General features: G+C 57.9%; 25 protein-coding genes. 2 read left to right on the top strand and 23 right to left on the bottom strand.

All coding sequences use genetic code 11. The features are described 5' to 3' along the window. Positions 1-159 precede the first annotated feature (159 nt). The 19 genes from HZ993_RS01995 to HZ993_RS01905 all read right to left on the bottom strand — a co-directional run bounded on the left by HZ993_RS01995 (position 160) and on the right by HZ993_RS01905 (position 18,708). Complete coding sequence (locus HZ993_RS01995; RefSeq protein ID WP_209395610.1) at positions 160-684, bottom strand: phosphoribosyltransferase; 525 nt, start codon at positions 682-684, stop codon at positions 160-162. 80 nt (positions 685-764) lie between these two features. After that, entirely contained in the window at positions 765-2,141 is a 1,377-nt protein-coding gene (locus tag HZ993_RS01990; RefSeq protein ID WP_209395609.1) for an adenylosuccinate synthase, read from the bottom strand. A 61-nt stretch (positions 2,142-2,202) separates the two neighbouring features. Next, positions 2,203-3,351 (bottom strand): ATP phosphoribosyltransferase regulatory subunit, encoded by a 1,149-nt coding sequence (locus tag HZ993_RS01985; RefSeq protein WP_209395608.1) that lies wholly within the window; start codon positions 3,349-3,351, stop codon positions 2,203-2,205. Between the two features lie 90 nt (positions 3,352-3,441). Then, the gene (locus HZ993_RS01980; protein ID WP_209395607.1) at positions 3,442-3,597 is read right to left on the bottom strand and encodes a DUF2065 family protein; all 156 of its coding nucleotides are present in this window, start codon (positions 3,595-3,597) and stop codon (positions 3,442-3,444) included. 3 nt (positions 3,598-3,600) lie between these two features. Continuing rightward, positions 3,601-4,503, bottom strand: coding sequence for a protease modulator HflC (gene hflC / locus HZ993_RS01975; RefSeq protein ID WP_209395606.1), 903 nt, complete (start codon positions 4,501-4,503; stop codon positions 3,601-3,603). A gap of 9 nt (positions 4,504-4,512) precedes the next feature. Then, positions 4,513-5,892, bottom strand: coding sequence for an FtsH protease activity modulator HflK (gene hflK, locus HZ993_RS01970; protein WP_209398226.1), 1,380 nt, complete (start codon positions 5,890-5,892; stop codon positions 4,513-4,515). 39 nt (positions 5,893-5,931) lie between these two features. Further along, the gene (hflX, locus tag HZ993_RS01965; protein WP_245213788.1) at positions 5,932-7,104 is read right to left on the bottom strand and encodes a GTPase HflX; all 1,173 of its coding nucleotides are present in this window, start codon (positions 7,102-7,104) and stop codon (positions 5,932-5,934) included. Between the two features lie 54 nt (positions 7,105-7,158). Beyond that, positions 7,159-7,425 carry an RNA chaperone Hfq gene (gene hfq / locus HZ993_RS01960; protein WP_209395605.1) on the bottom strand — a complete coding sequence of 89 codons (267 nt, stop codon included), beginning with the start codon at positions 7,423-7,425 and terminating at the stop codon, positions 7,159-7,161. Between the two features lie 102 nt (positions 7,426-7,527). Then, a complete protein-coding gene (der, locus tag HZ993_RS01955; protein WP_209395604.1) occupies positions 7,528-8,871 on the bottom strand; it encodes a ribosome biogenesis GTPase Der in 1,344 nt (447 codons plus the stop codon). A gap of 18 nt (positions 8,872-8,889) precedes the next feature. Beyond that, positions 8,890-10,020 carry an outer membrane protein assembly factor BamB gene (gene bamB, locus HZ993_RS01950; RefSeq protein ID WP_209395603.1) on the bottom strand — a complete coding sequence of 377 codons (1,131 nt, stop codon included), beginning with the start codon at positions 10,018-10,020 and terminating at the stop codon, positions 8,890-8,892. After that, positions 10,017-10,700 (bottom strand): tetratricopeptide repeat protein, encoded by a 684-nt coding sequence (locus tag HZ993_RS01945; protein ID WP_209395602.1) that lies wholly within the window; start codon positions 10,698-10,700, stop codon positions 10,017-10,019. Before HZ993_RS01945 ends, bamB begins: the two co-directional genes overlap by 4 nt. 73 nt (positions 10,701-10,773) lie before the next feature. Continuing rightward, positions 10,774-12,048 carry a flavodoxin-dependent (E)-4-hydroxy-3-methylbut-2-enyl-diphosphate synthase gene (gene ispG / locus HZ993_RS01940; RefSeq protein WP_209395601.1) on the bottom strand — a complete coding sequence of 425 codons (1,275 nt, stop codon included), beginning with the start codon at positions 12,046-12,048 and terminating at the stop codon, positions 10,774-10,776. Then, positions 12,048-13,070 (bottom strand): RodZ domain-containing protein, encoded by a 1,023-nt coding sequence (locus tag HZ993_RS01935; RefSeq protein WP_371816960.1) that lies wholly within the window; start codon positions 13,068-13,070, stop codon positions 12,048-12,050. The genes ispG and HZ993_RS01935 overlap by 1 nt, the downstream gene beginning before the upstream one ends. After that, positions 13,063-13,926: a type IV pilus biogenesis/stability protein PilW gene (gene pilW, locus HZ993_RS01930; RefSeq protein WP_245213786.1), complete on the bottom strand. Its 864-nt coding sequence runs from the start codon at positions 13,924-13,926 to the stop codon at positions 13,063-13,065. Before pilW ends, HZ993_RS01935 begins: the two co-directional genes overlap by 8 nt. After that, positions 13,883-15,043, bottom strand: a complete 1,161-nt coding sequence (gene rlmN / locus HZ993_RS01925) for a 23S rRNA (adenine(2503)-C(2))-methyltransferase RlmN (RefSeq protein WP_209395599.1) — start codon at positions 15,041-15,043, stop codon at positions 13,883-13,885. The genes pilW and rlmN overlap by 44 nt, the downstream gene beginning before the upstream one ends. 8 nt (positions 15,044-15,051) lie before the next feature. Beyond that, entirely contained in the window at positions 15,052-15,477 is a 426-nt protein-coding gene (gene ndk, locus HZ993_RS01920) for a nucleoside-diphosphate kinase (RefSeq protein WP_209395598.1), read from the bottom strand. 76 nt (positions 15,478-15,553) lie between these two features. After that, on the bottom strand, positions 15,554-16,927 hold the full coding sequence (locus HZ993_RS01915; RefSeq protein ID WP_209395597.1) for a pseudouridine synthase: 1,374 nt from the start codon (positions 16,925-16,927) through the stop codon (positions 15,554-15,556). Beyond that, entirely contained in the window at positions 16,924-17,601 is a 678-nt protein-coding gene (gene scpB, locus HZ993_RS01910) for an SMC-Scp complex subunit ScpB (protein WP_209395596.1), read from the bottom strand. The genes HZ993_RS01915 and scpB overlap by 4 nt, the downstream gene beginning before the upstream one ends. A 114-nt stretch (positions 17,602-17,715) precedes the next feature. Then, positions 17,716-18,708: an RluA family pseudouridine synthase gene (locus HZ993_RS01905; RefSeq protein WP_245213785.1), complete on the bottom strand. Its 993-nt coding sequence runs from the start codon at positions 18,706-18,708 to the stop codon at positions 17,716-17,718. A 50-nt stretch (positions 18,709-18,758) separates the two neighbouring features. Between HZ993_RS01905 and HZ993_RS01900 the strand changes: the two genes are divergently transcribed. Continuing rightward, positions 18,759-19,565 (top strand): outer membrane protein assembly factor BamD, encoded by an 807-nt coding sequence (locus HZ993_RS01900; RefSeq protein ID WP_209395594.1) that lies wholly within the window; start codon positions 18,759-18,761, stop codon positions 19,563-19,565. Here the strand turns inward: HZ993_RS01900 and HZ993_RS01895 are convergent. Further along, positions 19,537-21,546: an ATP-dependent DNA helicase gene (locus tag HZ993_RS01895; RefSeq protein ID WP_209395593.1), complete on the bottom strand. Its 2,010-nt coding sequence runs from the start codon at positions 21,544-21,546 to the stop codon at positions 19,537-19,539. The two genes, HZ993_RS01900 and HZ993_RS01895, sit on opposite strands and share 29 nt — an antisense overlap. Before the next feature lie 3 nt (positions 21,547-21,549). After that, positions 21,550-21,753: a YdcH family protein gene (locus HZ993_RS01890; protein WP_209395592.1), complete on the bottom strand. Its 204-nt coding sequence runs from the start codon at positions 21,751-21,753 to the stop codon at positions 21,550-21,552. Positions 21,754-21,864: 111 nt separating this feature from the next. Here HZ993_RS01890 and HZ993_RS01885 point away from each other — a divergent pair, with 111 nt between their 5' ends. Beyond that, a complete protein-coding gene (locus tag HZ993_RS01885) occupies positions 21,865-22,626 on the top strand; it encodes a PP2C family serine/threonine-protein phosphatase (RefSeq protein ID WP_209395591.1) in 762 nt (253 codons plus the stop codon). A gap of 23 nt (positions 22,627-22,649) precedes the next feature. On the opposite strand, the gene HZ993_RS01880 is transcribed toward HZ993_RS01885, so the two are convergent. Both HZ993_RS01880 and zapE read right to left on the bottom strand, forming a co-directional pair. Then, positions 22,650-23,261 (bottom strand): hypothetical protein, encoded by a 612-nt coding sequence (locus HZ993_RS01880; RefSeq protein WP_209395590.1) that lies wholly within the window; start codon positions 23,259-23,261, stop codon positions 22,650-22,652. Then, positions 23,258-24,358, bottom strand: coding sequence for a cell division protein ZapE (zapE, locus tag HZ993_RS01875; RefSeq protein WP_209395589.1), 1,101 nt, complete (start codon positions 24,356-24,358; stop codon positions 23,258-23,260). The genes HZ993_RS01880 and zapE overlap by 4 nt, the downstream gene beginning before the upstream one ends. Positions 24,359-24,385: the final 27 nt, after the last annotated feature.

The following is a 24,385-nucleotide window of genomic DNA, read 5'->3' as shown; positions in this document are numbered from 1 at the left end:
GCTTGCCAAGTCGGCCTTGGCGCTATCCCTTCTGCGGCGGTTTTGTGGCTGTCCACTACCAGTAATGCAGCTTCCTGCCATGGTGTGCAGTGTCGGGGGCGACTTGGCAAGCGAAGCGCCTCTGAGCCCCCGGCACTGCACACTATGGCAGGACAAAAACTACACGCTCCACTTCTGGATCAACTGCTCCGGACGCATCGCGTCATACCCTTCAAAGGGCTGGTGGATCCACGGGTTGGTGGGCAGAAATTCCACCGAATAATCTGGCACAAACGTGGACATGGCCTTGGTCCAGATCACAGCACTGCGCAATTCACTGATGGGCTCGTAGTCGTGCTTCAACTGGTGCACAACGGCTTTGAGCGTGTGGCCGGAGTCGGCCAGGTCGTCGACCAGCAAGACGCGGCCGGCGATTTCGCCCTTGGGTGTGGTGATGTAACGTGCAATATCCAGCTTGCCCTGCTGCGTACCAGCCTCGGCACGGTAAGAGCTGGTGGACATGATGGCCAGGGGCTTGTCAAACACGCGCGACAGGATGTCACCTGGGCGCATGCCGCCACGGGCCAGGCACAGGATGGTGTCGAATTCCCAACCCGACTGGTGGATCTTGATCGCTAGTTTTTCGATCAGGTTGTGGTATTCGTCATAACTGACGTAGAGGTGTTTGCCGTCTTCTGTCAACATAGGATGCTCCTGTATTTATAGCTGCTTACGCAATGTTTACGGGGGCTAGAGCCCAATTTCGCTTAAAAGATCGGTCCAACTCACTCTGCCAGGTAGGGGTGGCGCATCATGATGGTGTGGTCGCGGTCCGGGCTGGTAGACACCATGTGGATAGGCACACCCGTCACCTGCTCGATACGCTGCAGGTACAGGCGGGCCGCCACGGGCAGCTTGTCGTATTGCGTGACGCCCACCGTGCTGTCGCTCCAGCCTTCCATGACTTCATAGACCGGCTTGCAGCGCTCGATGTCGTCAGCGCCCATGGGCAGGATATCGATCAGTTCACCATCCATCTCGTAGCCGGTGCACAGCAGCAGCTCTTTCAAACCGTCCAACACGTCCAGCTTGGTGATGCACAAGCCGGACAGGCCATTAACCTGCGCCGAGCGCTTGAGCAAAGCCGCATCAAACCAGCCGCAGCGGCGTGAACGGCCGGTGGTGACGCCCTTCTCGAAGCCCACGGTGCTCATGTGGTAGCCAGGGGTGCCTGGCTTTTCCCAGTCCAGTTCGGTGGGGAACGGGCCGCCGCCCACGCGGGTGCAATAGGCCTTGGTGATGCCCAGGATGTAGTGCAACATGCCGGGGCCTACACCGGCACCGGCGGCGGCATTGCCGGCCACGCAGTTGCTCGATGTGACATAGGGGTAGGTTCCGTGGTCCACGTCCAGGAGTGTGCCCTGTGCGCCTTCAAACAGCAGGTTGGCGCCTTTGAGGTTGGCTTCGTTCAACTCGCGCGACACATCGGCCATCATGGGCCTGAGCAGTTCTGCGTGGCGCATGGCCTCCGCGTACACGGGCTCAAACTGCACCTGACCATCTTTCATGTACGGCGCGAGCGTGGGACCAAAGTCGAACGCGGCGGAGCCCAGGTAGCTGGTCAACACATGGTTGTGCAGGTCCAGCAGCTCGCGCAGCTTGGCGGCAAAACGCTCGGGGTATTTGAGGTCTTGCACGCGCAACGCTCGGCGTGCGATCTTGTCCTCGTAAGCGGGGCCGATGCCACGGCCCGTGGTGCCGATCTTGGTGGTGCCGCCCTTTTCGCGGAAGGCTTCGCGTGCCACGTCCAGCGCGGCGTGGAACGGCAGTATCAGCGGGCAGGCCTCGCTGATGCGCAGGCGCGAGCGCAGCTCCACACCCACTTTTTCGAGGCCTTCGATTTCTTCAAACAACTTGGCCGCGGACAGCACCACACCGTTGCCGATGTAACACTTGACACCGGGGCGCATGATGCCGCTGGGGATCAGGTGCAAGGCGGTTTTGACACCGTTGATGACCAAGGTGTGGCCTGCGTTGTGGCCGCCCTGAAAGCGCACCACGCCCTGCGCGCTTTCGGTAAGCCAGTCGACCAGTTTGCCCTTGCCTTCATCGCCCCATTGCGTGCCGACGACGACGACATTGCGTCCTTTGGTTGCATTCATTTCATATCCAATTGGTTGGGGATCGAGCGTGGCTAGGCTACGGACGGTCCCACAAGGGTTATCACAATACTTTGACAAGCCATTGGCCGGCGGACTGGTGCAGTTCGCGGTCGCAATGGAATTCATCAACTTCACTCTCGTGGCCGGGCAACACGCAGACCACCGTTTCACCCTGGCGGCGCAAGGCAGCGATTGCAGCGCGCAGTTCGGCAGCCTCGCCCCAGGGCGCACGGATGGCCGCACGCAATGGGCGGTCCGCCGCCACCGCGGTCAGCGCCTTGATGTCCAGGCTAAAGCCAACGGCGGGACGCTTGCGGCCAAACACCAGGCCCACTTCGTCATAACGTCCACCACGGGCCAATGCATCGCTGGCGCCAGGGGCATACAAAGAGAACATGGCGCCGCTGTAATAGGCATAACCGCGCAAGTCGGCCAGGTCAAACGACAGCTTGGCACCTTCGACGTGGCTGGAGAGCCACTTCAGATGGGCCAGAGCAGTCTGGATTTCTGGGGTGGCAGGCAAGACCTTGTGCGCTTGGTCCAAAACGGATGCATCCCCGTAGAGCTGCAGCAAGTCGATCAGCGCGCGTGAGGTGGCAGCCGGTGCCTGTCGCAACAGCGTTTTGAGTTCGCTGGCATCCTTGGCGGCCAGTGCGGCATGCACTTGCGCAAGCTGTGCGGCATCCAGTGAAAGACCATCCAGCAAGGCGTGCACGATGCGCGCATCCGCCATATCCACGCTGATGTCACCAATCTGGGCGGCTTTCAGGCAATCCAGTGCCAGTGTCAGGCTCTCCAGGTCGGCTTCCAGACCTGCATGGCCATAAATCTCGGCGCCAAACTGCAGGGGCTCGCGCGTTGCGTGGGGGCCACCCGGGCGGGTGTGCAGCACAGGGCCGCAGTAACACAGGCGGGTCACACCTTGGCGGTTGAGCAAATGGGCATCGATGCGTGCGACCTGGGGCGTGCTGTCGGCACGCAGACCCATCATGCGCCCGGACAGTTGATCGACCAGCTTGAAGGTTTGCAGGTCCAGCGCCTCTCCGGTGCCAGACAGCAGCGACTCCAGATGCTCCAATAAGGGCGGCATGACCAGTTCATAGCCATAGCAACGCGCCATGTCCAGCAGGTCTCTTCGTATTTCTTCGATGTGGCGCGCCTCGGAAGGCAGCACATCGGCAATGTGATCCGGTAAGACCCAGGCTGACATGTGGAAAGTGCAGGCTATTAAAACCTAGATTTTACCGGGCTTGGTGCCCGGTTTTCACGCGCCGGTCAGCCAAATCAACAGCAAACCACCCTAGATGCTGCACATGCCAAAGAAGCGTCTCTGCCCATCCGTTAACAACAGCAGCTGTGCGAACATCTTGCGCCACCCTTCGGGCGACACAAACGGATAGAGCCCTTCGATGACCAGCACCAAGGCGACGGCCAGCCAGATGGTATCGCCGCTCACACCTTATTTCTTGTTGTTGGCGGCGGGTGCAACACCCCCGCGGAACACCTTGAAAAACTCGGACGAAGAGGGATCCAGCACCATCACGTCGCTCTTGTTGGCGAAACTGGTCTTGTAGGCTTCCAGGCTGCGGTAAAACTGCGCGAACTGGGGGTCTTTGCCAAAGGCTTCACCGTAAATACGTGCGGCCTCGGCATCACCCTCACCCTTGATCTTTTGCGCGTCGCGGTAGGCATTGGCAATGGCGACTTCGCGCTGCCGATCTGCATCGGCACGAATTTTTTCACCCTCAGCCGCGCCAGTAGAACGCAGCTCATTGGCGACCCGTTTACGCTCTGCTTCCATGCGGCGGTAGACCGATTCGGTAATCGCTTCCACATAGTCCACACGGGTGATCCGCACATCAACTATGTCGACACCCCAAGGTTTGGCACCGCGCACTTTGGCCAGCACTTCTGCTTTGACGTCGGCCATCAGGTCTTCACGTTTGAGCGACAGCAGCTCCTTGACCGTGCGTTTGTTAACTTCTTCCTGGAAGGCATTACGCACCACGCGGTTCAACTGGATGGTTCCTGCACCTTCGTTCAATCCCACATTGCGGATGTATTCGGTAGGCTCAGAAATGCGCCAGCGTACATACCAGTCGATCACCACGCGCTGCTTCTCGGCTGTCAACATGGGCTCGGTATCCGAACTGTCCAAGGTCAACAGGCGCTTATCAATGTAGATCACGTTCTGGAACGGTGGTGGCAACTTGAAGTTGAGCCCTGGTTCGGAGATCACATCCTTGAACTTACCCAAGGCAAGGACCACACCAAATTGGCGCTGGTCCACCACAAACAGAGTCGAGCTTGCCAACGCAATCAGCACCAAAAACGACGAAAAAATCAATCCAATCCGATTCATGGGGAGCTCCTAGCGGGATTCGCGTTCACGGGTACGGGCAGCTTCACGGCTGCGGGCATCACTTCCGGATCCGGCAGACGGAACCACCTGGATGGGCGGAGCCACTGCCGGTGAAAGCGGCGCACCTGACTCACCCGCCCCTGCGCCCATTTGCATAATTTTGTCCAAAGGCAAATACAACAGGTTGGAGCCCTGCTTGGAGTCCACCAGCACCTTGGTCACGTTGCCATAAATTTGCTGCATGGTATCCAGGTACATACGGTCCCGGGTCACCTGTGGTGCCTTTTGGTACTCGGCAAACACCGAACGGAAGCGCTGGGCATCACCCTGTGCCTGCGCCACTACACGCGCTTTGTAGGCCTCGGCCTCTTCCTTCAAACGGGAGGCAGAACCCACGGCGCGGGGAATCACATCGTTGGCGTAGGCCTGGGCTTCATTCTTGGCGCGCTCGCGCTCTTGTCCTGCCTTCAGGACATCGTCAAAGGAAGCCTGCACCTGCTCCGGTGGTCGCACACCGCCAGACTGGAGGTTGATACCCACCACCTCCACGCCAACTTTGTACCGATCCAGAATCACTTGCATCATGGCCCGTACACGGGGGCCAATCTGGTCACGCTCTTCCGACAGCGCCGCGTCCATCTTCATCTTGCCCAAAACCTCACGCACCGAGGTTTCAGCGGCCTGAACAACTGCTTCGGCGGGGTTTTTACTTTCGTAGAGGAAAGCCCGGGCATCGTTCAAACGGTATTGAACCGCAAACTTGATGTCCAGAATATTTTCATCCTCTGTGAGCATGGCCGACTCGCGCAAGCCAGTGGCCTTGAGCACGTTGTCGCGCCCCACATCGACCGAGCGAATTTGCGTTACAAAAACCAGTTCATGGTTTTGAATGGGGTAAGGCAGTCGCCAGTTAAAACCGGCATTCACTGTGCCCTTGTACTTGCCAAACTGCGTAATCACCGCCTGCTGACCTTCTTGAACGATAAAGAAGCCAGTGCCCAACCAGATAAGGGCCAGCACCGCAACGATCAACCCCGCCCCAATACCGGCATTCTTCATGTCGGGCTGAAAACCACCGCCACCGCCGCCACGCGGCGACTGCGGATCCTTGCCGAAGAGACCACCCAATTTTCGGTTGAAGTCTTTCCAAACCTCTTCCAGATCCGGCGGTCCACCAGCCGGCGTATTCCGGCGGCCGTTGGAAGGGCCACTGTCCTGCGGGGGCTTATACGGTTCATTTTCAGGTGGTGGTGTTCCGTCTGTGTTGTTACCTTCCGTGGGCTTGTCGTCACCACGTCCCCAACGGGAGTCGTTCAAGTTAAACATTCTTTGCAGCCAACGGGGCGCAGAGACTGCGGGGAAAGCAAATGTACGAACAGGTGGTTTCATTGCGTCGTTTTTCATAGATCTGTCCCGGATTGTGCCTACTCAGCGGTCGTCCCCAGGGCTTGCGGGGGATAGCTCCACTGGATTCTCGTCAGAGGATGGCACACGCGCAATGTCAGCCAAGCGCTTGCGCAAGGCGGGAAGGCCTGTTGCGTCTCGCGCGCTGACAAAAATACGCGGGGTTTGTACGCCATCGATCTCGAATTGATCCTCCAGCTTCAGCGGCTGGTGTTCCGCATCCAAGGCGTCGATTTTGTTGAAAACCAATAACTGGGGAATTCCATCGGCCCCGATTTCTTTCAACACGCTTTGGACCTGCAAAATTTGTTCGGCAAAACGGGGATTGGCCGCATCCACAACATGCAACAACAGGTCGGCGTCTATGGCTTCTTGGAGTGTTGCCTGAAAAGCATCGACCAAACCGTGAGGTAGATCGCGGATGAAGCCCACCGTGTCAGAGAGAGACACCGAGCGCCCCGCCTCCCCCAAATAAAGCTGGCGGGTGGTCGTATCCAGAGTTGCGAAGAGCTGGTCGGCCGCATAGGCCCGCGCCTTTACCAGTGCGTTGAATAGCGTGGACTTGCCTGCATTGGTGTAACCGATCAGGGAGATATTGAAGGCATCTCGGCGTTCACGTTGGCGTCTTTGGGTTTGTCGTTGTTTTTTGACCTTGGCCAGACGCTCTTTGGTACGTTTGATAGTGTCGCCAATCATGCGGCGGTCCAGCTCGATCTGCGCTTCTCCAGGGCCACCGCGCATGCCGATGCCACCGCTTTGGCGCTCCAAGTGTGACCACCGACGCACCAGACGTGTACTCAGATACTGCAGCCGTGCCAACTCAACCTGCAGCTTGCCTTCATGGCTGCGTGCGCGTTGGGCAAATATTTCCAGAATGAGAAAGGTACGGTCGTTGACCGGCAACTCCAAATGGCGCTCCAGGTTGCGCTGCTGGCCCGGACTCAGGCTTTGATCAAACAATACCTCTTTGGCACCCAATTGTGTAGCCAACAACTTGATCTCATCCGCCTTGCCTGAACCTATGAAAAGTGCCGCGTCAGGCGCACGCCGCTTGCAGGTGACGCGTGCCACTGGCTCCATAGCGGCGGATTCGGCCAGCAAACCCAGCTCTTCCAGTTCACTGTCAAAATTTGGAGTGCCCAAGTCCACACCCACCAGTATGGTCGGCGTTCTGGCAGTTTGAAGCGCTGCTGTCAAATGGTCTACTGGAAAGCTGGCTTTTGAACAACTGAGCCGCTAGGGCCCCGAAACTTAAGCAGCGTCTGGTGCATCCACATTCGGTGCAGCAAAATTCACCGCGCGACCAGGAACAATCGTGGAAATGGCGTGCTTGTATACCATTTGGGTAACCGTATTGCGCAGCAACACTACGTACTGGTCGAAAGACTCCACTTGCCCTTGCAGTTTGATGCCGTTAACCAAATAAATCGAGACCGGAACATGTTCCCTCCGCAAAGCGTTGAGAAATGGGTCCTGCAGTAACTGCCCTTTGTTGCTCACGATATTCTCCGTGTTCAAGAAGATTAAGAAGACTGGACGATACCACACCAAGGCCGGTGACCCGGTGCGATGCACACCATTCCCGGTGCAAATGGCGTTTTTTACACGCGTAAAGCCTGATTAGTCGTCTTTATCGGCATAGGGATTCGAGGAAGACTTCATCTGTATACGCAATGGCGTACCTATCAGATTAAATTCCTTGCGGAATCGTCCCTCCAGAAATCGCTTGTAGGCATCTGTCACGTGTTCCAGCGAGTTACCGTGGATGATGATGATGGGTGGATTCATGCCCCCTTGGTGCGCGTAACGCAACTTGGGACGGTACATTCCCGTTTTCTTGGGTGTCTGGAACTGCACAGCCTCCAGCAACAAGCGCGTCAACACCGGAGTGGACATCTTGCAGTTTGCCGCCTTGTGGGCCTGTGCAATGGAGTCCCATACTGGGCCAAGGCCCTGCCGCTTTTGCGCAGAGATCATGTGCAGCGCCGCAAACTTCAAAAAACCCAAGCGTGTTTCTATGGAACGTTTGACCAGTTCGCGTGCGTAGTCGTCATCCATCGCATCCCACTTATTAACCGCGACCACCACAGCGCGCCCAGACTCCAGCACATATCCAGCAATATGGGCATCCTGGTCCGTCACGCCTTGGGTAGCGTCAATGAGCAATAACACGACGCTTGCCGACTCGATGGCTTGCAGCGTTTTAACCACCGAGAATTTCTCTATGGCTTCAAATACTTGGCCTTTGCGACGCAAGCCTGCCGTATCGATCAACTCGAAGCGTTGACCTTTGCGTTCGAACGGCACGGAAATAGCATCACGCGTCGTGCCCGGAAGGTCAAAAGCGACCAAGCGCTCCTCACCCAACCAAGTATTGATCAGTGTTGACTTGCCAACATTGGGACGACCAGCCACTGCCAACTTGATGACACCAGGCTCATCGGCAATCTCTTCCAAGCCATCATCAGGCGGCACCAGCGGACCCAATGCGAGATCGACCAAAGGCCGTATGCCTTGGCCGTGGGCTGCAGAAATGGGGAATACCTCACCCAACCCCAACTCAAAAAACTCCACCAGTTGGGCACCTGCCGTCATACCCTCTGACTTGTTCGCCACCAAAACACAAGGCTTGCCGAGCTTGCGCAGGTATTTTCCAATCTCGTAGTCTTGTGCAGAGAGCCCGGCACGGGCATCGACCACAAACAAGACAACATCGGCCTCGGCCACGGCTTGCCGTGTCTGTTTGGCCATTTCCTTGTAAATGCCAGAGGTGGCATCCGGCTCGAATCCGCCCGTGTCGATGACGATAAATTCGTGTTGTCCCTGCTTGCCGTTTCCGTAGTGGCGATCCCGCGTCAACCCCGCGTAATCGGCCACAATGGCATCACGGGTTTTGGTGAGACGGTTGAACAGGGTTGATTTGCCGACGTTGGGACGGCCAACCAATGCGATAACAGGTTTCATGTTGTATGGTTCAGACCATCACTCCGGTTTGAAGCCAAAAATACCGCCACGCTGGGTCACAACCACAAGCGTCTGACCGACCAATACGGGCGCGGACCGAATAGCAGAACCGTCCGTGGATAGGCGGTTCAGTGGCGAGCCGTCCTGGCGCGACAAAAAGTGCACGGTACCGACCTCATCACCGATCACCAAGGATCGGCCAACCAGGACGGGGGCCGTAAGGCTTCTAAAGCGCAGTCGCTCCGATACCCAAAGACGCTCGCCATCGGCGCGCTTCCAGGCAATCAAACGACCGTCACTCTCGGTTCCAAACACCTCGGACTCGTCACCATCCACTCCCGTGGATCCTGACGCAGACTTGCTCCAGACCAAGTTTCCTCTGACACCATCCACACAACCAACGGCAGACTGGAAAGCCCGGACACACACCTGATTTCCCTGGCGGCTAACGCCGGAGACAAGGTCCACAAGGCGCTCAACCTCATTGGTACCGCGGCTATTGGCAACTTGGGCCTCCCACTTGATCTTGCCGTTGAGCGGATTCATACCCACCAACCGTCCGGCCAGACCAGTTACCAGCGTATCGCCGATAGCCATCACGATACCTGAGCGCCCCAATACCAGCGCCTCGCCACTGCGTTGTTGCTGCCAGAGTTTGCGTCCGGTCACCACGTCAAAGGCAGACACCGAACGATCGGCGGACATCGCAAAAACCCGTGCACCTGCAACAAAAGGCGCCGTCAGCGTCACTGCACCCAGCTTTTGGCGCCACAGTTCTTTTGCGCCATCCAATACGATCAGTTCGTTTTCTTTGCTGACAACTGCAGCATAACGGCCGTCACTTCCTACGCCGGCTGACAATTTGACCCCGACCGACGTACGCCACAAATCACCACCTGTTCTGGCATCGATTGCGGCAACAGTTCCATCCGAGCCAGCCACGAAGACCAGGCTGCCAACGGGCCGAATTTCCAGCGGAAAATCGACAGATCCTACCGTCGAAGTCCACGCGGAGCGGACTCCTATCAGCGGTGTATTAGGCCCGAGATCGAGCTGCTTGGATTTATCAGGACCTGCACATGCACTCAGCGTCAATATGATGCCGACGGACAGCGCCCACTTGCTCAAAGCTTGGCGAATAACGGTCACTTCGCGCCCCCCGCAACAGCGGCAGTTTTAGTATCTGCCAGAGGGTCCACGCCCAAAGCATTCAACTTTACAACTACCAGACGACGGTACTCGGACTGTTCATCCAGGGCCTTGAATGCTTTTTGGTACTCCGCTTTGGCCTCTGATTTTTTCCCCTGCAGGATGTACACATCGCCTTTTCTATCGTCTGCCAAAGCAGAAAACTCTTCGGCGATGCCAGTACCCAGAATCTTCAAGGCATCGTCATAGGCTTTGGCATCGATCAAGATGGCGGAGAGCCGCAACCGCGCAACTGAAGCGTACCCTTTGTCCGCCGCGTTGTCCGCAAGCCAGTTCAGTGTCGTCTTTGCAGCATCAACCTTCCCCGCTTCATAAGCCATCTTGGCAACCAGAAGACCTGCCTGTTGGGTATAGGAAGCTTTTGCAAAGCGATCCTTCATATCCGAAAAAGCGCGTTCGGCCTTTTGTGCATCACCACTGCGCACCACCTTTTCAACTTCATCAAACATGGCAGCGGCTTGCACAGACTGGTTCCGCTGCCAAGCGTGGTAACCATTCCAGGCAGCTACAGCACCCAACACCACGATCAAACCCCAGGTGATGAGGTTTCCGTATTGCTTCCAAAAATGCTTGAGTTGGTCAAGCTGCTCTTGTTCTTCGAGGTCTAAATGGTTTGCCATGTGATTATTCAGTTAAGCCGGGGATTGTAGGTTGTTGAACCTCAGCGACAAGAGGCTCTCGGACACGTGTTTTCTATTGCGTTGCGCGTTCAGCCGAAGTGCCAAAGCGCTTTTGGATGTAGTCTTCCACGACATTCTGGAAATCTGATGCGATGGATTCACCGCGCAAAGTCATGCGCTTTTCGCCATCAATGAACACCGGAGCGGCAGGTGCCTCACCGGTACCAGGCAAACTGATACCGATATCCGCGTGTTTGCTCTCGCCAGGTCCATTCACGATGCACCCCATCACGGCCACCTTGAGATTTTCCACGCCAGGAAAACTTTTGCGCCAGACTGGCATTTTCTCTCGCAGGAAATCATCAATCTGCTGTGTGAGTTCCTGAAAAGTCGTACTGGTGGTTCGGCCACATCCTGGGCAGGCAGTAACGCTGGGCACAAAATTGCGCAGACCCAAGGCCTGAATGATTTCAGACGCTACAACAATTTCTTGGGAACGCGACTCACCTGGCGCAGGGGTCAGCGAGACACGGATCGTATCACCTACACCCTCTTGCAATAACACGCCCAACGCCACTGACGACGCGACCGTTCCTTTGGTCCCCATCCCCGCCTCGGTCAGGCCGAGATGCAATGGATACGCACATCGACGTCCCAACTCCCGGTAAACGGCAACCAAATCCTGTACACCACTGACTTTGCATGACAAGATAATCTGACCCGGGTCCATGCCAATAGCTTCCGCTCTTTGGGCGGACTCAATAGCTGACGTGATCAAGGCCTCGTACATCACCGGCTTTGCGTCCCAAGGCACCGCACGCCGGCTGTTTTCGTCCATCATGGAGGCAAGCAGCTCCTGGTCCAGGCTGCCCCAATTCACACCGATGCGAATAGGCTTATCCCACCGTAAAGCGGCTTCGATCATCTGAGAGAACTGTTTGTCCCGCTTATCGCCTTTGCCCACATTGCCAGGGTTGATGCGGTATTTGGACAGTGCTTTGGCACACTCAGGGTAGTCTGTCAGTAAGCGATGCCCGTTAAAGTGGAAATCGCCTATCAATGGCACATCAATGCCCATGCGATCCAATTGCTCCCGCACATAGGGTACTGCCTGGGCAGCCTCTGGGGTATTCACGGTAATGCGGACCATCTCTGATCCTGCGATTGCCAACTCCTTCACCTGAATAGCGGTACCAATGGCATCTGCGGTGTCGGTGTTGGTCATAGACTGCAAACGCACAGGCGCATCGCCACCTAAGGTGACCACACGCCCACCCCACACGACACGCGCCTGCAACGACTTGCGCCGCACCGGAGTTGACAAAGCAATAGCCAAACTGGAATCCACTACTTCACCTCAAAACGTGCAACGTTGTCGCGGGATACCGCCGACAAACTAAAAGGTTGTCCACGAACCTCAACATCCGTGGCATCTACCCGACCGATGACAACCGACAGAGGCGCCGCGCCAGAAGCACCCACCACCTCACCTTCGGCCAGAGTCTTGCTCAACTGCACCATGCCCTTGGCATCTACAACCTTGACCCAGGTAACACCTCTGGCTTTAAACACAACCGTGCCTGTCGTTGGCAACACAGGGGCGCTGGAAGGGCGACTTGCCGCCACTGCCGGAGAACTAGCAGGCTGTGTTGGCCGACTCGCAAGCGCCACGGGTTGGCTGGCCGCGACCGCGGGGCCTAACGGCGTTGCAGCCTTCATGGGCGGTGCTTCCACAACGGGCGTTGTTGACGTGGTAGCCGTTTCATTTGGGTTGCGAACCACAGAGCTTGCCTCAGCAACTGGCTCTGGGCTAGCACTCAAAACCGGCGCCGAAGGCGGCACCGCCTGGATTTGCCCTACGCTGCTGTCAAAGGTTTCCTTCGGTTGGGTGGCGATTTCACCAGAGACTTCCGGCTCTTGAATACCCGGCATGAAGAACACCGCTATGCCCGCCAATACAAGGGCAGCAACAATCAGCGTTGAAGGTTTGGTCAGCAATGCGGGAAGCGGCATCGTAGTCGCATCACTGGGCGAATGAAACGGAGCGTTGATACCACGCTCGTCTGGGTTCAACTTGGGTGCTGTGGTCAGCGGAAGCTTGTGCAATATCGGGGCAGGGTCAATTTTCAGCGCACGGCAAACACTTGCGGCCAATGCCCGTACAAAAACCGCGTCATGCAGCAAGTCCAGACGGTCTGCCTCCAGCGCTTCAAGCTTCTTTACCGGTATCTTCATGGAAACCGCCAAGGCTGCCACGTGCAAGCCGGCGGCCTCTCTGGCACTGCGCATCATTGCTCCGGCAGTTACCGTATCCGGCGACGCCTGCGCCTCTCCCAGACCCACTTCATCGGAAGCCCCCACATTACTCATTGAAGGCACCTCGCTCCAAAGCCAAGTTTTCCCGAGATTGTGGATAACGCTTCCTCAACTGACCGCTCAGTTGTGCCATCGCATCACGGTTTTCCATGCGCCGCTCCACTTTAATTCCCAGCCACAGGGACTCGGCATTTGCCAGCTCGCTGTTGTTCAAGCGCCGAACATAAAACTGGGCTCTCACAAACTCCCCGCGTTGGTACAACAACTGCGCAAGGTTATACGCCGTGATGGGGTTTCCAGCATCCAACTCGTAGGCACGTACAAAACTGCTTTCGGCTTCGGCGGACTGACCGGCCTTCATCTGGCACAAGCCCATGGCCATCCAAGTCTTGGCGCGTTCGCCATAGGCCGGATTCGCCAAGGCACTATTGAACAGTTGCGTCGACTCAGTGAATCGGGATTGTTGGCACAACATCCAACCGTAGTTGTGCTGCACGCTAGCTGCCTTGGTATTAATGGCAAGTGCCCTGCGAAAACTTTCTTCCGCAAGCGGCATCTCATTCAGCCGCATGTAGATCAACCCACGCAGGTTGTAGGCCTCAAACAAACCGGGATCAGCCGTAATGGATTGTTTGAGGTGATCCAGCGCATCGGTGGTCTGGCCTTTGTCAAAGTAGGCCACAGCCAACTCCAGCCGCAACCGCGCGCGTTTGCGTGCCTCCGGCTCATCTGACTCTGTCTCACGGTCCGAATTCATGGAGGCGCCCGGCATATTGGACGCGCAACCAGAAAACAACACGACGGTCACAGCGACCAGACTGGACCACACGATCCATGAGCGCGCTGCAACGCCAATCCGCAACTTATCAGTCATTAACAATATCCTCTCTCCCCTGTGGAGCCAATTCATTTTCGGGCGTGATGATGATAGTGCGTCGCTTGCTGATTCGTGTCTGAATATTCGTTCTATCTTGCACATCGCCCGCTAGTTGACCACACGCAGCATCGATATCGTCGCCACGGGTCTTGCGGATTGTCGTTACGATGCCCGCGTCACTCAATATTTTGGAGAAGGCGAGGACTGCGCTTTGTTGGGAGCGGACCAGTCCAGAGGCAGGAAAAGGGTTGAAGGGGATAAGGTTGAATTTGCACCAAGCCCGTTCACCCTTAACGGGACGCACCAGCTTCACCAATTCGGCTGCATGTGCTGGCGTGTCATTCACTCCATCCAGCATGCAGTACTCAAAGGTGATGAAGTCCCTGGGCGCCACCTCCAAATAGCGCTTGCAGGCGTCCAGCAACTCCGCAATAGGGTACTTGCGGTTCAACGGAACCAGATCGTCTCGGAGTGCATCATTGGGCGCATGCAAGGACACCGCCAGCGCAACGGGACAATCCTGGCCCAGTCTGTCCATCATCGGGACCACGCCCGACGTGGAAACCGTCACACGGCGGCGCGACAAACCATACGCATGGTCGTCCAACATGACCCGCAGGGCCGGAACCAACGCTGAATAGTTTTGCAGAGGCTCGCCCATACCCATCATCACTACATTGGAGATGACGCGTTCGTCCTTCTTCAAATGCTTGCGCAAAAAATGTTCGGCAAACCAGAGCTGCGACACAATCTCGCCAGCCGTCAAATTGCGGCTAAACCCCTGGTGCCCGGTAGAGCAAAACCGACACGCAACGGCGCAACCGGCTTGAGACGAAACGCAGAGCGTGCCGCGGTCGTCTTCCGGGATAAATACGGTCTCTATGGCATTGCCACCACCCACATCAAACAACCATTTGATGGTTCCGTCCACAGAGATGTGCTGAGAAAGCACCGGAAGTGCCTGGACGTGTGCGGTAGTCTTGAGTTTCTCGCGCAAAGACTTAGCGAGATCACTCATATCCTCGAATTGAGCAGCCCCTTTTTGGTGAATCCACCGAAAAAGCTGGGTCGCACGGAAGCGTTTTTCCCCGAGCCGCTCGCAAAAGGCGGCCAATCCGTCCAGATCGTAATCAAGCAGGTTGGCCGTCATTGCATAACTTAACGGGAAAAAACGTTCGCGCCAGCGAAGAAGAACGCGATTTCGACTGCGGCGGTCTCTGCTGCGTCGGAACCGTGCACTGCGTTGGCATCAATGCTGTCGGCGAAGTCGGCACGGATGGTTCCGGGCGCAGCTTTCTTGGGGTCGGTAGCGCCCATCAGGTCACGGTGCTTCAGAATGGCGTTTTCGCCTTCCAGTGCCTGGATCATCACAGGACCGGAGATCATGAAATCCACCAGGTCTTTGAAGAAAGGACGCGCCTTGTGGACCGCGTAGAAAGCTTCTGCCTCGCCGCGGGACAAATGCGCCATGCGAGCAGCAACGACCTTCAGGCCAGCTGCTTCGAAACGGGCGTAAATTTGTCCGATGACGTTCTTGGCAACGGCGTCGGGTTTGATGATGGAGAGAGTGCGTTCGATTGTCATAATATTTCCTGAACTGATTGAGAATCTGACCTATTGCTCCGAAGCGGGGCAAAGCCTGCTATTTTAGCATTGCCGCCTAGCGGCTACGTCCCTTGCGGCGCTGACCACCAGGCCCACCGGATGGTCTTTGCCCGCCGTCCTGACGTTGGCGCGTAAAGCTATCTGCACCAATGTAACCAAAGGCGGTTTTCATAGGGTCCGGCTGCGCAGCCCCACCCCGCCCATCGCGCGGCGCATCAAAACGATTCCCATCTGGACGCCCACCCCCTTTGGGTCCACCCTGGCCGCCGCGACCCTTAAAGCCGCTTGGGGCCGTCGGGTTTGGCTGACCGCCTGCATTGGCTCCACGGGGGCCGCCCGTGCGACCACCGCGGCGTTGGCCATTGCCTTGTGGACCACCACGACCCGGGTTGCCACGTGGTGCACCCTCTTCCCGAACACCCTCCGCTGGTGCCCGTCCGCCACCAGCCGCCTGTACCAGGGATCGAATATCAGCCTCGTCCAACTCCATCCAACCGCCACGCTTCAGCCCGCGCGGTAAAACCATGGCACCGTATCGGATGCGGATCAATCGGCTCACGGCATGGCCCACCGCCTCCAGCATGCGGCGCACCTCGCGGTTTCGGCCCTCAGAAATGGTTACGCGGTACCAGCAATTGGAGCCTTCGCCACCACCATCTTCAATCGAGCCAAACTGCGCCATGCCGTCGTCCAGCTTGACGCCTTCCAGCAGCATTTTTTTCTCTTCCTTGTTCAAGGAACCCAATACCCGCACCGCATACTCGCGCTCAAGGCCGAATCGGGGGTGCATCAGGTTATTGGCCAACTCACCAGAACTGGTAAACAGCAGCAAGCCTTCGGTGTTCAGGTCCAGGCGCCCGACCGACTGCCACTTACCCTGGTGCAGCTTGGGCAGCCGTCGAAACACGGTGGGCCTGTTTTGTGGGTCATCATGGGTCACCACTTCGCCCACAGGCTTGTGGTAAGCGATCACCCGGGCCGGTGGGGGATCGATACGAAAACGGATGGGCTTGCCATTGACCTTGATGTTGTCGCCAAACTGGATACGCTGACCAATGTGGGCAGGCTCATTGTTAACCGAGATACGCCCTTCCATAATGAGCTGCTCCATCTCCAGGCGCGAGCCCATGCCAGCCTGGGCCAATACTTTGTGCAGCTTAGGCGTTTCGGCCATCGGTGCCAGCACGCGTTTGGGCAGCACCAGCTCCACCAACTCCTCGTCAGCGTCAAACTGGCCCGAAATGACGTCACTGAAGCGGTTGTCGAACGCCGCCTTTGTCTGCCCAGCAGGTACAACCGCCAGATCGGCCTGGAGAGAGGGCGCAGCCGACGCTACCGGTGCGGTGCCGTCTACTTCAGTGCTGGGTAATGCGGCAGTTTCGGGAGCAAGCTCTTCGGGCGTTGGCTGTGCAGGCGTGTTTTCGTTCATTCTGAGAATCCATTTAAAGGTGGAGGCACTTCTAGATTGACGGCTTCCAGTGGCATATCCAATTGCATCTTTTCGTCGCCCAACACAAGCTCCTCGGCGGCTTGCAACGCGACGGTCTCTCCGGCTGATTCAACCAGGGCGCCAAAAACTCCGTCCTGATTCGCCACACTCTCCAACAATGGCAGCTGATCCAGAGACTTCAGCCCCAGGTCATCCAAAAATTGCCGGGTGGTCGCATACAGTGCCGGGCGCCCTGCTGCTTCCCGGTGTCCAATCACCTCGACCCAGCCCCTGTCTTCCAGTTGTTTAATCAACAGGGAATTGATGGTCACACCACGGATGTCCTCCATATCGCCCCGCGTCACCGGCTGGCGGTAGGCAATGATGGCCAGCGTCTCCAACGTCGCCCGTGTGTAACGGGGTGGTTTTTCGGGATGCAGCCTGTCCAGGTACTCGCGCATTTCCGGCCTGCTTTGAAAGCGCCATCCGGAAGCAACATTGACCAACTCAACGCCCCTGCCCGCCCATTCGCTGCCCAACTCTTCGAGCAGGCTTTTGAGCGTGTCTGCACCCAAAGACTCATTGAAGAGCGAACGCATATCGCGCAACGGCAAGGGTTGCTGAGAGCAAATTAACGCGGTCTCCAGGACCCGTTTTGCATCTGCCATGTTCATAGTCAGGCTTTATCGGAAACGCCACCATCCCGGTGAGCAATCAATGAGATTCCAAACAGACGGCAGCAGATGTGAAGAATTCACCGTGCCTCACCTCGGCATGTCACGAGGCGCTTACGGGTTTTCGACCCGTGCATTTGGATTGTAACGCAGGCCCCAAGCGGCGAGAAGTGCTTGGAAATCTTCTGGTGGTGGTGCGTCGAAGGTCATCTGCACCCCGGTCACAGGGTGGTCAAAGGCCAGATGGGTAGCGTGCAGGGCTTGCCGATGCATGGCAGCAACACAGACACCTCCGTACACCACATCGGCCACCAAAGGATGGCCCAACGAAGCCATGTGCACCCTGATCTGATGGGTGCGCCCCGTATGCAAAATACAGCGAACCAGACATCCACTGTCGGCATTGTCCAGAAACACCACATCCGTCTTCGCCGCTTTACCCGCTTGGCTGTCCAGATCCACGACGGCCATGCGCAAACGGTTGCGTGGGTCTCTGCCTATGGGCGTATCCACGGTCTGGCGCGTCGGTCCGGTCCAGGGACGGTGCGCGACAGCCAGGTATTGCCGGCTCACATCCCTCGCAGCGATGGACTGCACCAGGGCGTCCATCACGGTGCGGCTGCGGGCCACTACCATCAGCCCGCTGGTGTCTTTGTCCAAGCGGTGCACGATACCGGCTCTGGGCACGGTTGCAATCGCCGTGTCATATGCCAGAAGGCCGTTGAGCAAGGTGCCACTCCAATTGCCCGGCGCGGGGTGAACCACCAACCCCGCTGGCTTGTTGATGACCAGAATGTGGGCGTCCTGGAACACCACGTCCAATGGCATGGCCTGGGGTTTAAAGGCTTGGCTTTGGGGTGTGGGCCGAAGCTCGATCACCAACTCGTCCCCCGCCTTGACCTTGTGCGACGCCTTGCGGGCAGGCTGCGAGTTGATAGTGACGCGGCCCGCTTCAATCAATTGCTGCAGGTAGTTTCTGGAGAACTCGGGTGCCGCGTCGACCAGGGCCTTGTCCAGCCGTGCGCCGTGTTGTTCTGCAGACACGCTAAGCTTGCGCCATTCAACGTCGTTTGCGGCGTCCTCCAACTCCTCAGAGTCGTTCGGCACCGGGGCGCTCGATATAATTCCTGTGCTCTGTTTCAAGAAAGTTTCCTAACATGCTTCGTGTCAAATTATCGGTCGTTTGCGTTTCACTGCTGGCGACCGTCACACTCTTGACCGCCGGCTGCTCTAGCACCACGGTGGACAAGACAGCCACGATGAGTCCCAACAGGATTTACTCGGAGGCAAAGGAAGAGATGGCAGCGAGCCAGTGGGAACGGGCGATACCCTTGCTTGAAAAGCTGGAAGCAAGAGCTGCCGGTACACCGCTGGCGCAACAGGCACAGTTGGACAAAGCCTACGCACAGTACAAATCAGCAGAGCCCGCACAGGCTTTGGCAACGCTGGAGCGTTTCATGAAGCTGCATCCAGTGAGCCCCGCCATGGACTATGCCATTTACCTCAAGGGCGTGATCAACTTCAACGATGACCTGGGCTTGTTTGCCAAGTTCACGCGACAGGATTTGACCGAACGCGACCAGAAAGCCTCCAAAGAGTCGTTTGAAGCCTTCAAGGAACTGGTAGACCGCTTTCCAGATTCTCGCTATGCAAGTGACGCGCGCCTGCGCATGAACTACATCGTGAGTGCGCTGGCCCAATACGAAGTACATGTGGCCCGCTACTACTACAAACGCGGCGCCTACCTGGCCGCCGTCAACCGCGCCCAAGTTGCCGTCTCCGACTACCGAGAGGTTGCAGCCGTCGAAGAGGCCTTGTACATCATGTACCGCTCGTACGAAGCACTTGGCATGACACAGCTACGGGACGACGCCAAACGCGTGCTGGAAAAGAACTATCCCAAGTCCGACTTTCTGGTGCATGGCTCGCGTGCACTCAATGACCCGTGGTGGAAGGTCTGGTAAACAGACCTTCGAGCACCTGGACAAACTGGTCTTGCGAGGTGATGCGCCGCATGGCCGGCAAGGCCGCCAGAATACGGCGTCCATAGGCCATCTGGCTTAGCCGCACATCACACACCACCAGCATCCCACGGTCAGTTTCCCGACGGATCAAACGGCCGGCCCCCTGCTTGAGGGCGATCGCCGCCTGGGGCACATGGTAGTGGTGAAACGGGTTGCTGCCACTGGCTTCCAGCTGCCTCGACCGCGCTTCTACCACCGGGTCTCCTGGCGGGGCAAACGGAAGTTTGTCTATCACCACCATTTGCAGCGCGTCACCCGGAACGTCTATCCCCTCCCAGAACGACGCCGAGCCAACCAGGATGCAACCATTGTTTCCGGCCACGGCGCCCCTTACAAAACGCTCGGTCAGTTCGCGCTTGGGGGACTCTCCCTGCAGCAACACATCCATGAACGACAAGGCACCAAAGTGCTCACGCAAAGCTGCTGCAATGTCGCGCATGGCCCGCAATGTGGTCGTCAACACCAGGGTTCGCCCGCCCAACGCGGCGGCACCCTGGGCCACCAGCCGGGCCACTGCGGTGCTATGCCCCGCATCACCCGGCTTGGGCATGTGTTCAGGGATGTACAACGCTGCCTGGGCCATGTAGTCGAAGGGGCTTTGAACCTGCAACACCTGCGCGCCCTCCAGCCCACATGACGCCACAAAATGTGCCATGTGCGCGTCATGCCCCAGGGTGGCTGACGTAAAAATCCAGGACTTGTGATTGCCTCCATCGGTTTCAGCGCTGTTCACACGTGATCGCATCGCATCTGCAATGTCCAGCGGTGACTGAACCAGCCGAACCTGTGAACTGCCCACCTCCAGCCAGCGTACGGCACCGGCTTGCACGGCGTGTGAAAACACGTCCAGCTCAGCCATCAGGCGCGAGGCACGTTCATGCAGCGCCTGAAGCTCGGGCGACAGATCTTCCATGCTGCGCAACACCACATCCGTGTGCTGCAGTGCCGTATGCACATCCGACACCACAGCCTGCCAATCCTGCGCAGCAATGCCTGCGGGCTGTTCAGCCTCCCACGCGATACGCCCGGTGGCCTGGCTACCACCACACAACGCGCGCAACGCCTGCACACTGCGGCTGAGCTCCACCAACATGTCGGGCCACGCGGTGTGGGCCAGGACCATCTTGTGCCCTTGCAGCGCCAGATCGCGCCCGAAATTGTCCAGTTGGTGGGTTGTCAGCTGACGGCCCAAAAAGTTAACGCCGATTTCGTTGAGCTGGTGCGCTTCGTCAAACACCACGGCCCGCACCGTCGGCAATAACTCGGCCACACCCGATTCGCGGATGTTCAGATCGGCAAAAAAGAGGTGGTGGTTGATGACCACCACATCGGCCGCCATGGCCTCGCGCCGCGCCAGGTTGACGTGGCAATTGCTGATCTGCGGGCATCGGGCGCCCAGGCAGTTGTCCCGCGTGGACGTGACCAGGGGTATGACCGGCGAACGTTCATCGAGCTGCGTCAACTCGGCCATATCCCCCGCACGGGTGGTTTGAGACCAGGCCTCAACACGGCCCAAATCCCGCTGCACAGAGGCTTTATGTGCCATTTCACTGTGCCTGGCGTCCCCCAAGCGGAGCATGCACAGGTAGCTGCTGCGCCCCTTCAACAGCGCCGCACGCACCGGCATGCCCAGCGCGGCCACCAGGCGTGGAATATCGCGTCCAAACAACTGGTCCTGCAGAGTTTTTGTCGCTGTGGACAGCAGGACGCGTTCACCACTGAGCAGGGTTGGCACCAGATAGGCAAAGGTTTTGCCAACACCCGTTCCGGCCTCGACCACCAGTGCCCCACCACTCTCCAAAGTGGCCGCCACTGCATTTGCCATCGCAGTCTGTCCGCTTCGGGGGGTGAACTCGTCTACACACTGCGCCAAGGCCCCATCAACGTCAAACGCCCGCGCGACCAGATCCTGCAGACCCATGCGTCAGGCCGGCTCGTTGGGCTGCAATTCACGCTCCACACGCGCAATTTCGTCACGCAGGGACAAACGGCGTTTTTTGAGCCTGCGCATCATCAGTTCGTCTACCGGCGCATCATTGGCCGCGCGGTCTATCAGAGCATCCAGGTCGGCATGCTCCATCCGCAACTCGATCAAATGGCGTTCAGGTGAGTGGAGATTTGTTACCAAGGGCAATGCAAGCAAGTACGGGTTTAAACTACGGCACCAAGGGTCGTGCTGGCTTGATAATACGACCTTACTGTCCTTTTGCAGAAAGTATTGCTTCTTAAGCAAATCAACATGGCCACTGGTTACCGACTCACTGCTTCCACAGGTATACACAAGGGCGACCGCGAGTACCAGCAGGACCAGATCGCGCTCTTGAAACACCCGCGTATCAATGGTTGCATATTGGCCATCGTGGCCGATGGCATGGGTGGACGCAGCGGCGGCCGCAAGGCCTCGGATCAGGTCATGATGACCTCCAAGCAACTCTTCGAGCGTTACGACCCCGACACCGACGACGCCTCAGCCATCCTGGCACAGGTGGTGCAGGAAGCCCACGTAGTCATCAAGCTCACAGCCATTTCCTCAGAAGAAGAGCCCCACAGCACCCTGGCGGCTTTCCTGATCAACGCCGGTGGCGACTGCCACTGGGCCCACACGGGCGATTCCCGTATTTACCATTTCCACGGCAACCGCTTCGTCAAGCGCACCATGGACCACTCGTATGTGCAGGCCCTGGTCAACCGCGGTGAGATCACCGAGGAGCAAGCGGCCGTACACCCGCAGTCCAATATCCTGATGGGCTGCCTGGGTACCGAGAACGATCCTCCGGTGGATTTCCATTTCATCTCCCAGTTGCGCCCCGGCGACGTGCTGATGGCCTGCAGCGACGGTATTTGGCACTACTTCAACACGGGCGAACTCGGTTCCGTCCTGTCCACGCTGAGTGCACGTGAGGCCACCGAGTTTTTGATCGAAAAGGCCCGCTCCCGCGGCCGCGGTGTGGGTGACAACCTGTCGATTGTGGTGGTCAAGCTCGAACCCCTCACGCCCTAGTTTCGCGTTCAAGGGTTAGGGCCTCAGGGCGGCAGCGGTAGTGGCTGACTGCCCTTTCCATGGTCCAGCAGCCGCTGGTCACGTTCCTGGCGGCGTTTTTCCAGTGCCTTCTGTTTATCACTGTAGGCCTGGCGATTCTTTTCAATCGTCTCAGCATTCAGCACTGCGCCAGTTTTGGCAACCGCTGCCTGGCTTTTGACCGGTTGCGCCCGTTGGTGGTGGGAGCGCTGTTTGTCGTCCTGCGTTTTTTGCCGGTCTTGCAGCACGCTTTTTTCGGTGCGTGTCTGTGCGTCCCGTTGGCGCTGCACGTTGTCGGCCGCTTTCAGTTCTTCCCGTTGCAACTGCTCAACGCCTCGTTGTTTTCGGTCCGCGGCATTGAGGACCGCTTCCTGGCGTTTCAGGTCAGACAACATCTGACGTCGCCGCACACTAACCTCGTTTTGGCAGTCGGTGACTGCAAACCGTGACAAACAGGCCGACTCTTCTGCATCCAACTCCGCCGTCTTTTGCTGGCGCATGCTGTCAATACGCAGACGCTCAGCCTGGCCACCCCCCACCACATTTGGGGCATCCTGGCTCCAAACCGCGGTGCCCAGGCCTGCGAGCCATAACACCACCCACCAGCGGCGCATCATGTCAGGCCTGTATCCACCACACGCCGCTCCTGCGAGAGGTATTCCTGCGACTGCATTTCGCTCAGGCGCGACACGGTGCGCGGAAACTCGTGGGCCATGGGCCCATCGGTGTACAGGTCAATCGGCGCCACCTCGGCCGACATGATCAGCTTGACACGTCTGTCATACAGGACATCAATCAACCAGGTAAACCGCCGCGCCTCGGACGCCATGCGCAAGGGCATATGGGGCACGTCACTCAGAAAAATCGTGTGGAACTGGGTGGCGATTTCCAGGTAGTCGTTCTGCGAACGCGGCCCGCCACACAACGATTTGAAATCAAACCACACCACCCCGCCTGCCTTGCGGCGCACCCAGATCTTGCGCGACTCAATGTTCAGCACCGGCTCTTCGTCGTGGGTTTCTTCTAGCGCGTTGAAGGCCTGCTCCATGGCCGCATCTGCGGCCGGTCCGTTGGGCATGTGGTACAGCTTCAGCGAGTCCATCGTGCGCTTGCGGTAGTCGGTGCCGTTGTCCACGTTGAGCACCTCCAGGCGCTCGTTTAGCAGCGCAATGGCGGGCAGGATGCGGTCGCGGTGCAGTCCGCCCGGGTACAGTTCGTCGGGCTTGAAGTTGGACGTGGTGACAAAACCCACACCGTTCTCGAACAGCGCCGACAACAAGCGGTGCAGGATCATCGCGTCGGTTATGTCCGCCACATGGAATTCGTCAAAACAGATCAGGCGGAAACGCTTGGCTATGCGTTTTCCCAGCTCGTCCAAGGGATTGACCGTGCCCTGCAGGTCCGATAGTTCGCGGTGCACCTCGCGCATGAACTCGTGGAAGTGCAGACGTGTCTTGCGTTTGAGGGGGACCGCGTTGTAGAAGCAGTCCATCAAAAAACTCTTGCCCCGCCCCACGCCACCGTACAGGTAGACCCCGCGGGGGACATCGGGGCGGTTGATCAGCTTCTTGAAGGCGTTGGAGCGCTGCTCCTTGAAGTCTGCCCACTCGCGTGCACAGCGCTCCAGCGCATCGACCGCGCGCAACTGCGCGGGGTCGGCCACATAACCACGGCTGGCCAGCTCGGCCTCGTAGGTTTGTTTGACGCTCACCATGAAGCCCCTCCGAACACTATTAATTTA

This window comes from Rhodoferax sp. AJA081-3 (assembly GCF_017798165.1).
Classification (GTDB): Bacteria; Pseudomonadota; Gammaproteobacteria; order Burkholderiales; family Burkholderiaceae_C; genus Allorhodoferax.
Note: the sequence above shows the minus strand (reverse complement) of the source record. Positions and strands in the feature narration are given on the sequence as shown.